This window comes from Legionella pelazae, assembly GCF_052527395.1.
Genome location: NZ_JBNVZS010000008.1, coordinates 143,659 through 154,259 on the forward strand (window position 1 = coordinate 143,659; position 10,601 = coordinate 154,259).

The window sequence follows — 10,601 nt, forward strand, 5'->3', positions numbered from 1 at the left end:
GTATGTTTATTATTCAATTAACTTATAAAACGTCCCTAACTGAAGTTGATAAATATCTTCAAGCTCACCGTGAGTTCCTAGATTATTATTATAAGCAAGGCTTGTTAATTGCCTCTGGGCCAATGAAGCCCCGAGTAGGTGGTATTATCATTGCTGCAACAAGTAATAAAGACTATCTTGAGTCTGTTTTTAAGAAAGATCCCTATTATTTAGCTGAAATTGCGGATTATCAATTTTTAGAATTTACGCCCGTGATGTATTGTGAAGGCTTAAAATCATTTATTCAGGAAGCGGAGAGCACATTATGTTAATATTTGAACGTTCTCAGGCTGGGCGGCAAGCAATGGGCCAAGCACCGAGACCCAATATAGAGCCGCTTACCATACCAGATCAGTTTCTACGTAAGATACCTCCACGACTCCCTAGTTGCTCTGAATTACAGGTTGTGCGCCACTATACAGGCTTATCACAGAAAAATTATGCAATTGATACAACCTTTATCCCTTTGGGCTCCTGCACAATGAAATATAATCCACGTGGGGTGCATAAAGCAGCCTCTATCGCAGGATTTATGAATCGTCATCCGCTAGCGCCAGAGAAAGATAGCCAAGGTTATTTACAAACTATTTATCAATTGCAATCTTATTTACTTGAAATTACAGGTATGAGTGGCGTGTCATTAACACCGATGGCAGGCTCACAAGGCGAATTTGCAGGTGTTGCCATGATCAAAGCGTATCATCAATCACGAGGTGATACCCAGCGTAATGAAATGATTATTCCTGACGCAGCACATGGTACTAACCCTGCCTCGGCTGTTATGTGTGGTTTTAAAATTGTTGAAATTCCTACTGCTAAAGATGGTGATATTGACTTAGAACAATTAAAAGAGAGAGTTGGACCTAAAACTGCTGGAATTATGCTAACAAATCCATCAACATTAGGTTTGTTTATGCGACAAATTACTGAAATTGCGGCAATTATCCATCAGGCTGGTGGTTTACTTTATTATGATGGCGCTAATTTAAACGCTATTTTGGGCCGCGTGCGTCCGGGTGACATGGGTTTTGACGTCATGCATTTAAATTTACATAAAACCTTCGCGACACCTCATGGAAGTGGCGGCCCTGGAGCTGGGCCTGTAGCAGTCAGTAAACGTTTATTGCCTTATTTGCCCCAACCAGTGGTTATCAAAGAAAATGAAACCTATCGCTGGGCTACTAAAGCTGATTATCCTCAAAGTATTGGCAGATTATCTTGTTTTATGGGCAATGCAGGCATTTTACTTCGCGCTTATTTTTATATTCGACTTTTAGGTAAAGAAGGATTATTACGTGTATCAGAATTTGCTACTTTAAATGCTAACTATTTACTAGCGGCATTGGCCAAAGCAGGCTTTAACCCAGCTTATCCTAAGAGACGAGCTAGCCATGAATTTGTATTAACTTTAAGCCAAGAGAAAAAGCTTTTTAATATTACTGCTATGGATATGGCAAAGCGCTTATTAGATTATGGTTTTCATGCTCCAACCACCTACTTTCCTCTGCTTGTACCTGAATGCTTACTTATTGAGCCTACTGAGACAGAATCCAAAGAAGAGTTAGATGGCTTTGTTGCTACAATGAGAGCAATTCGTATAGAAGCTGAAGAGCAACCTGAACTGCTAAAGCAAGCACCAACTAAATTACCCGTTAGGCGCTTAGATGATGTTAAAGCAGCTAGAGAACTTGATTTAAATTATTTCAGCTCACAAGGCGAAAAATAATCAAGGCTATCTTGGCGGTTATAGTTAACCTATTATGCCGCCAATTAACAGGTTAAATTGACAGTTTATGGTTTCCTCTAATTCTCTCCTATAAATAAAATATTTATTTGCGCTTAATGAAAACCCTTTTCTAAAAAAAAAAAATACGTTATAACAGATTTACTTGCGTCAAGGATTGGCGGTTAAGGATTAAACCTGTGATGTAGATGTAATCATTAATTAATTTCATGGAGTGAAATAATGAATACTAAAGTGTTTTCGCAACGATTTAATCGGGAATTGTCGTTATTAGGTTTTCCTGAAGATATAACAGAAAAGACAAAAGCAGTTGCCAAAGTATTTGGCGTGACACGTCATCTTGCTAATGGTATGATTTTCGGCCAAATCCTACCTTCTTTTGAGCAATTACAAAAAATCGCTGAAGTACTTGAAGTTTGCCCACAGTGGTTAAGTGGCGCAACCGACAGAAAAAAGGCCTTTTCTGTAAGAGAGGAAGAAAGCGTGTAGTTAACTGTAAATTAAGCTATAATTTTGATAGTTTAAATTACTCCTGATAAATATGTATTTATCAGGAGTCAAATTGTGTAAGGTTCTTGCCGTTATGGAGTGCTTAAGTTATTGCATTGCCAATTCGATTGATTTAACTCGATTGGATCAGTATTTCAAATCTACAGCAAATTATTATCCAACGACTAGATCACGTGACGTACTAAGAATTTCTCCAGTTAAGCTACCTAATTCAACCATTTTTGCTTTTAAAAATGGTACGGTAGTTACCTGGGGAATTAAACGGTATCAAGTTGATCCCTACCTTGATAAGATTCGCCAATTTGTAATCAGGCCTATTTCTGTTTTGGTTCGAGATGAATTTACTTATAGAGTAAGTGATAAAACATCTATTGAACCGCATGGTTTTTTCGATGTAGATTGTATCTCTCTTGATGCTGATATGGATAGTGACGAGCTTAAATTAAGCTTGTCTTACGGATTTTCCCAATCAGTAAAGCTACAATATTTTGAAACAATTATTGAAGCATTAATTGAAAAATATTCGCCTGTTATTCAAGCTCTATCCACGACAGGACAGATGCAAATAACACGCATGAAGATTCGGCAAATTATTGGCGAGATTCTAGGCGCTAAAAGTGAGATGAACTTAATTAGTAACTTTCTATATCATCCAAAATACTTCTGGCAGCACCCTACTCTCGAAGAATATTATACAATGCTTGAGCGTTATTTACATATTCAACGACGAGTTAATGCCATTAATCATCGCCTAGATACCCTTAATGAGATTTTTGAGATGTTTAATAGTTATTTAGAAAATCGCCATTCTCATAATTTAGAAATTATTATTATCATTCTTATTGCAATGGAAATTATTTTTGCGGTACTTAATTTTCATTTTTAAATAAATTCCTGTTTCCCTGGAAATTATAATCATCTTCCCCTAATCTTTGAGTAGGAAATATAATTAACGTGAGTTTGACAAAAGGACGAAAAAGATTCTTTTATCGTACCAAACGAGCGTTATCCTGTAAAATGTGCAGCATTTATGCAGGATCTCGATCCAGATGGACTAAATGTTTATTAAATTGCATTAAGAGTTGTTATGCTTATACGTAATCGCCAACTAAGTACAACCCAATTAGAACATGTAAATAAGTTAGCTGAGCTTTGTGCGGTTCAAGATGGAGGATTGCCAACGTTATATCAGGATATTTTAGTAAAAAAACGAGAAACTGAAAGTAATATTCTTTTTTATGAAAATGAGAAATTAATTGGATTTTTAGCTTTATACTTTTTCTATGAGCATGCTTGTGAAGCAAGCTTATTAATCGCGCCCAACTATCGCGGTCAAGGTATAGCAACCCAGCTTTTCACCCAAATTATTTCGCTGCTTAAACAAAAAAAAATGACTGAAGTTATTATTTCCTTTCCAGCAGCTGCAGCTCATCCATGGTTGGAAGCAGCAGGGTTTACTTACCACCATAGTGAATATTATATGATTAGGCACAGCTATGAACCTTTATTAATTGGTAATCCTCGGCTATCTATACGTAAAGCAACTTTAGCAGACCTCACTGATTTATGTACTATTGATGCAGCCTGCTTCACTGTACATCAAGATATGAATGAACGTTTTGCTTACTTATTAAATGATAATAATCACACTATATTATTTGCTTTAAAAAATAAAATACCTATAGGCAAAGCGCACATTCAATGGAAACCAGATATAGCACATTTTTCAGATATTGCTATTCTTCCTTCCCATCAAAGAAAAGGATTAGGCAGCGAGTTGCTAGCGCATTGTATCAATGAGGCATTAAGTATTGGAAAAATAACCATCGATTTAAGTGTTGAAGCGAGCAACCAAAAAGCTCTAAAATTATATCAAAAGTATAATTTTAAAGTGAAAGACAAGCAAGATTATTGGTCAATTGGTGTATTAAAATTACAAAACTTACTTCCTTCCTTTCGTTATTAATACATTTTTCATTTTCAGGTACAATTATAAGTATTTAAATCAATTGTAATTGCCTTTACTGAGTATTGCTTTCAAAATCTAGCGAGTACATAATTTAATTTGAGTTTGACATAAATGAGACAAACTAGAGCTCTTGCATAACCTATAGATATTACTTTAGTGCAAGTCGAGGCGCAGCGTTTACAGAGAGTAGGAGCACCGCAGAAACATATGCAACGCAGCAATAAAGTAAAAGATGGCTAGGCAAGAGCTCTACTCTCCACTACGTCATTAAACGAATATTATCCCCGTAAATGCTTAGACATTTAAACGGGTGCTTGATAAGTAGGTTATGTCCATTTTAGCAGTAATTTGTTTTGTTAATTTGGCTAAGCCCAATAACCTCTATCTTGCAAGAATAGCTTAAGGGTAAGGAATGAAAAAAAGGGTTGTAATCACGGGTATGGAAATTGTGTCTTCTATTGGCAATGGCCTGCAGTCATTTTGGCAATCAGCTATGGAAGGCAAATCTGGTATTAAACGGATTAAGAATTATGATCCAAGCCCTTACCCTACGCAAATTGGTGGAGAAATTACTGATTTTTCTTTAGAAGAAATAGAAACCTTAGAAAAATATAAGCGCTACCCACGCGCTATTCAGTACGCTCTTTATTGTGCTTATCGCGCCCTTATACAGGCTGGCCTTACTCCAACAGAGCTGCAAACTGCAGGCACTTTCATAGGTACGAGTTTAGGTGGTACCCCAGAGATAGAATCAGCAGCTTATGACTTTTTTTTCAATCAAAGTTGGAAAAAAATTCCCGCTTTAAGTGTTTTACGTGCCATGCCTAATTCAATTGCCAACCATATTGCAATTGCCTTTGGTTTAGGTGGCCCTAATTCTACTATATCAAATGCCTGTGTTTCTTCAGCAGAAGCAATAGGTAGTGCTTATCAACAAATTGCACAAGGCCGAATGCCCGTGGCGATATGCGGAGGAACAGAATCACTCTTGTGGGAAGCTATTATGGCAGCCTGGTGTAAGTTACGAGTAATGTCTGTTAAAAATGAGCAACCAGAGCTTGCATGTAGTCCTTTTTCTAAAAACCGCAGTGGTATGGTAATGGCTGATGGCGCAGGAATTTTAGTTTTAGAAGAATTTAAACATGCTAAAGCAAGAGGCGCTAAAATCTATGCAGAAATTATTGGTTTTGGTGCAAGCTGTGATGCTTATCATGTTACAGCGCCAAGTAGCCAGGGACAGATAAGAGCAATTCACTCAGCACTTGATGATGCTAAGCTCTCAATTAATGACGTTCAATATATAAACGCGCATGGAACGGGCACCCAATTAAATGATTTAACAGAAACAGAAACAATAAAAAGTGTATTCGGCCAACGGGCCTATGAAATTCCAATCACTGCGCAAAAATCAATGACAGGGCACGCTATTGGCGCTGCAGCAGTAATGGAAATTATTGCAACAGCGCTAAGTTTACAACACGATACCTTATTACCTACAATTAATTTAATTGAATCTGATCCGGCTTGTGATTTAGATTACGTTGCTAATTATTCAAGAAGAAAATTGATTGATATAGCTTTATCCAATCACTTTGCTTTTGGAGGCGCTAATGTTGCTTTATTACTAAGGCGAGGTATTTAAAGACCATACTAGTCTTAAATAAGATTACATTGTTAACTATTCAATCGTCCTACGCTCAATTTAGTAAACAAAAATCTAAAAACATGGTTCGCAAGTCATCCCGCAACGCGTTATAATCGATCCATTTGCGCAAACTAGAAGGTTAATTAATGAGTATTTCTCTATATGAAATAGCTAATATAGTGCAAGGTACAGTTATTGGTGCCGATGATATTATTGTATCGTCTTTATCACCGATTGAAAATATTACCGCTGGATCACTTGTTTTCGCTGATGGTTTAGATAATTTACGGCGAGCTGAACAATCTGAAGCGGCAGCAATTCTTACTAGCCCTGAAGTTAATCATTCACCTAAACCCATTATTCAGGTTGCTCATCCTTTCAAAGCGTTTATTCAATTATTAGATTTCTTTTATCCTCATACAGAACCAGTAGCAAGTATTCATCCTACTGCAATCATTGCTTCAGATGTAAAGCTTGGAAGAGATATTTTTATTGGTCCTTATGTCAGTATTGAATCAGGCACTGTGATTGGTGACCAGTGTGTCTTAAAAAGCCATGTTAGTATTGGAAAAAATGTGGTAGTTGGTCAAAACAGCACCATACATTCTCATGTAACGATTTATGATGAAGCAGAAATTGGCGAGCGCGTATGTATTCATGCATCTAGTGTTATAGGCTCGGATGGCTTTGGTTATACCTTTGTTGATGGCCACCATTTAAAAGTTCCTCATAAAGGTAAAGTTATTATTGAAAATGATGTTGAAATTGGTGCAAATACTGTCGTTGATCGCGCGACCTTAGGCGCTACTGTTATCGGTGCCGGAACGAAAATAGATAATCTCGTGCAAGTTGCACATTCTGTTAAGCTTGGGCAACACAATATTTTATGTGCTTTTACAGGCATCGCCGGCAGTACGATAAGCGGCGATCATGTTATTTTTGCAGCTAATGTAGGCGTTAGCGATCATGTTCAAATTGACGATGGTGTTATACTCGGTGCGCGAGCTGGTGTTCCACCTAAAAAGCATCTTAAAGCAGGTAATGTGTATTTAGGCAATCCAGCAAGACCTAAAGAAAAAGCCCTTGAACAGGAATTAGGGGTGACTCGTATTGCAAGTATGCGTAAGAATTTACGTCTACTTAATGATAAAATAAATGAACTAAATACCCGCCTAGAGCAATATGAGGCTGTTGAATAATGTCTAGTTCTTTGCTTTTAATAGATGGTTCTTCCTATTTTTTTCGAGCTTTTCATGCCCTGCCTCCCTTAACCAATTCTAAGGGGCAACCAACAGGCGCTATTTACGGTGTAGCGAGCATGATTAGGCGACTGATTAAAGATCATGAATGTGAACAAGCAGCTGTAATTTTTGACGCAAAAGGTAAGACTTTTCGTGAAGAGCTGTATCCTGAATATAAGGCGCATCGAAACGCAATGCCGCCTGATTTATACAACCAATTTCCTCTTTTAATTGAATTGTTAACCGCTATGGGGTTGCCCTTATTAATCATTGAAGGCGTAGAAGCTGATGATGTTATTGGGACTTTATCCCGTTTAGCTACCGAGCAAGGCCAGCCTGTTATCATTTCAACAAGTGATAAAGATATGGCGCAATTAGTTAATGAACATGTAACTATTATAAATACTATGACTAACCAAATCATGGACATTGCGGCTATTAAAGAAAAATTTGGTGTCACGCCTAATCAATTTATTGATTATTTAACCTTAGTAGGTGATAGCGTTGATAATATACCTGGCGTTACGAAATGCGGGCCTAAAACAGCAGTCAAGTGGCTTGAACAGTATGAAAATTTAGATAATTTATGTGCAAATTCCCATCTTATAACAGGTAAAATAGGAGAATATCTACGTAAAAGTTTAGATTATCTGCCTTTATCAAAGCAATTAATCACTATAAAGACCGACGTAGAACTGCCTTTAACATTAGCTGATTTAAAAATTAAAAAGGAAGATAGGGAAAAATTAATTACTCTCGTGCAGGAATTAGAATTTAAATCTTGGTTAAAAGAATTACTTGAGGCTAAAGAGTATGACGAGCCTATCCAAGAAACATCCCAGCCAGATTTAAATATTATTAAGAATGAAGTAGAATTAAATAATTTTCTACAATTATTGCAATCTGCTTCGCAAGTTTATATAAAAACAGAAACCACTGATCCAAACTCTATTCATGCAGATATAGCGGGTTTATCACTTGCTCTAAACGAAAATCAGAGTGTATATATTCCGTTTCTTCATCTAGATACAGATATAGAATTAAATCCTCATACAACTCTTAATACTTTAAAGCCTATTCTTGAAAATGAAAAAGTAAGTAAGATTGGGCACAATTTAAAATATGATTACAATATTTTAAAAAATTATGATATCCATTTAGCAGGCATCAACTTTGATATCATGCTGGCTTCCTATGTTTTAAACAGCACGGGTCAACATGATCTGAATACTCTGTCTTTAAAATATTTAGGTTGCAATACTATTACCTATGAAGGCGTCGTAGGAAAAGGAGTCAAGCAACAGCAACTAAATCAAATTACACTTATTAAAGCCGCCACCTATGCAATAAATCAAATTATGACTATCGTGACGCTTCATAATAAACTTAGTTCCTTGTTAGAGCTACCCTTAGATACAGTATTTAAAGATATTGAGATGCCTTTATTGCAAGTTCTTGCTGAGATGGAGCGGCAAGGCGTGCTTATTGATATTCCTACTTTAGAAAAACATGGGCAACGGCTGAAATCTCGGCTAATCACCTTAGAGCAAGAAGCAACTCAACTTGCTGGGCGAACATTTAATTTAAATTCACCTAAGCAGTTACAGGAAATTCTTTTTGATGAATTAAATTTACCTATTCTTGCAAAAACTCCTACTGGCCAGCCATCAACAGCAGAATCTGTATTGCAAGAACTTGCATACAACTATAAGCTACCAGCTATTATTTTAGAGTATCGTAGCTTAAGTAAACTTGTCTCAACCTATATCGATGCATTACCTAAACGCGTTAAGCTAGAAACGATGCGTGTTCATACCTGTTACAATCAAGCCATTACAGCAACAGGCCGTCTTTCATCGAGTGAACCCAATTTACAAAATATTCCTATTAGAAGTGAAGAAGGCCGCTTAATCCGTACCGCTTTTATAGCCCCGCCTCAATATACCATACTTGCAGCTGATTACTCACAAATTGAGTTGCGTATTATGGCGCATTTATCGGCTGATCCTAACCTTTTAAAAGCATTTGCTAGCGGTTGGGATATTCATACAGCCACAGCCAGTGAAATCTTTCAAGTTAATCTTGATGACGTCACTGCTGAGCAAAGGCGCCGAGCAAAGGCAGTTAACTTTGGGTTAATTTATGGTATGTCCACTTTTGGTTTAGCCAAGCAGTTAGGAATTGATCGGCAAGATGCTCAGTTTTATATGGATCGTTATTTTCAGCGTTATCCAGGTGTTTTAGAGTATATGGAGAGGACAAGACAACAAGCTCATACGCAAGGGTATGTAGAAACAATATTCGGCCGTCGTTTATATTTGCCAGATATTAATGTACGTAACCTATCACGGCAACGAGCTGCCGAACGTATGGCTATTAATGCACCTATGCAAGGAACAGCGGCAGATATTATCAAGAAAGCCATGATTGCTGTCTTTAAATGGCAAGAATCATTATCTAATCCTGAAAGCGTACGTATGGTTATGCAAGTGCATGATGAGTTAGTGTTTGAAATTCAGCATGATGCTATAGAGTGGGCAAGAAATGAAATTCATCAATTAATGGAAAACGCTGTAGAGCTAGTAGTACCTCTACAAGTTTCAATTGGCACTGGAACAAATTGGGATGAAGCACATTAAGTTCAATGTGCTCTAATAACTATAGCGTCACCCGCTAAGTTTTAGACAAGGCGCAAGTGAGTGAGGCGAAGGAGTGTACAACTAAGTACATGACTGAGCCGAGCAAGCTTGCAACGAAGTATAAAGCTTAGTGAGTGGCGCTATAATTTGCTAATACTAAATATATAAATGCTCTAAGTTTATCTGTTCTTTAGCAAAATTTTGTTCTTGTTTAATTAAATAAGATAACGATTGAGCAATACGTTCCAGGCTAACAATTTTTTGCCAACAATGATAATCATGAAAAGGTTTATTATGCTGGCGGAAAACATCAGCAAATGCCTGACGCATGATTTCTGAATTGGTCCAAGCAATAATAGGAATATATTTATAACTGGACCAAATAGTATGAGCTAAAGCTGGACCGTTACATTCTAAACCATCAGATGCTTTTAAATCACCATCTAAAATGATAAGAGCAGGAACATTATTCTGTAAGTAAGCTAATGCCTGTACGCTATCGTTAACTACAGTAACATTGATCTGGGTATACACCACCTGTAGTAAGCGAGTTAAGCAAAACGCATTGAAAGTACTATCCTCAACAACTAACACTCGCATGAGAACTCCTTTTAATTGTTGCTAGGAGTATACTGACTAAACCTTAAGGAAAGCTTAAGAAATTTGAAGCTCTTCAAAAAATTTATTTTTAAGGCTTATGCTAGGAGTAGATTCACAGATATCTTAGTCGATAGGAATCTCTCTAGCGACACTACTTAATGTATGTGTAGTTTCCAAATTTCAGTATTTGTAAGGGTAAACATTGTACTTTTAT

The 10,601-nt window shown here is 36.9% G+C and carries 9 protein-coding genes; 8 read left to right on the top strand and 1 reads right to left on the bottom strand.

The window, feature by feature from the left end; genetic code table 11:
- Positions 1 to 2: 2 nt before the first annotated feature.
- The 8 genes from ACQUW5_RS09900 (at position 3) to polA (ending at position 9,787) form a co-directional block, all read left to right on the top strand.
- On the top strand, positions 3 to 311 hold the full coding sequence (locus ACQUW5_RS09900) for a YciI family protein (RefSeq protein ID WP_444991083.1): 309 nt from the start codon (positions 3 to 5) through the stop codon (positions 309 to 311).
- Positions 305 to 1,765 carry an aminomethyl-transferring glycine dehydrogenase subunit GcvPB gene (gene gcvPB, locus ACQUW5_RS09905; protein ID WP_444991084.1) on the top strand — a complete coding sequence of 487 codons (1,461 nt, stop codon included), beginning with the start codon at positions 305 to 307 and terminating at the stop codon, positions 1,763 to 1,765. The genes ACQUW5_RS09900 and gcvPB overlap by 7 nt, the downstream gene beginning before the upstream one ends.
- Before the next feature lie 240 nt (positions 1,766 to 2,005).
- A complete protein-coding gene (locus ACQUW5_RS09910; protein WP_444991085.1) occupies positions 2,006 to 2,272 on the top strand; it encodes a helix-turn-helix domain-containing protein in 267 nt (88 codons plus the stop codon).
- 73 nt (positions 2,273 to 2,345) lie between these two features.
- Complete coding sequence (locus ACQUW5_RS09915; RefSeq protein WP_444991086.1) at positions 2,346 to 3,179, top strand: RMD1 family protein; 834 nt, start codon at positions 2,346 to 2,348, stop codon at positions 3,177 to 3,179.
- A gap of 201 nt (positions 3,180 to 3,380) precedes the next feature.
- Positions 3,381 to 4,259 carry a GNAT family N-acetyltransferase gene (locus ACQUW5_RS09920; RefSeq protein ID WP_444991087.1) on the top strand — a complete coding sequence of 293 codons (879 nt, stop codon included), beginning with the start codon at positions 3,381 to 3,383 and terminating at the stop codon, positions 4,257 to 4,259.
- Between the two features lie 415 nt (positions 4,260 to 4,674).
- Positions 4,675 to 5,904: a beta-ketoacyl-[acyl-carrier-protein] synthase family protein gene (locus ACQUW5_RS09925; protein ID WP_444991088.1), complete on the top strand. Its 1,230-nt coding sequence runs from the start codon at positions 4,675 to 4,677 to the stop codon at positions 5,902 to 5,904.
- Between the two features lie 149 nt (positions 5,905 to 6,053).
- Positions 6,054 to 7,106 carry a UDP-3-O-(3-hydroxymyristoyl)glucosamine N-acyltransferase gene (lpxD, locus tag ACQUW5_RS09930; protein ID WP_444991089.1) on the top strand — a complete coding sequence of 351 codons (1,053 nt, stop codon included), beginning with the start codon at positions 6,054 to 6,056 and terminating at the stop codon, positions 7,104 to 7,106.
- Positions 7,106 to 9,787, top strand: a complete 2,682-nt coding sequence (gene polA, locus ACQUW5_RS09935) for a DNA polymerase I (RefSeq protein ID WP_444991090.1) — start codon at positions 7,106 to 7,108, stop codon at positions 9,785 to 9,787. Before lpxD ends, polA begins: the two co-directional genes overlap by 1 nt.
- Positions 9,788 to 9,943: 156 nt before the next feature.
- Here polA and ACQUW5_RS09940 read toward each other — a convergent pair whose 3' ends face one another.
- Positions 9,944 to 10,387 (bottom strand): response regulator, encoded by a 444-nt coding sequence (locus ACQUW5_RS09940; protein ID WP_444991091.1) that lies wholly within the window; start codon positions 10,385 to 10,387, stop codon positions 9,944 to 9,946.
- Positions 10,388 to 10,601: the final 214 nt, after the last annotated feature.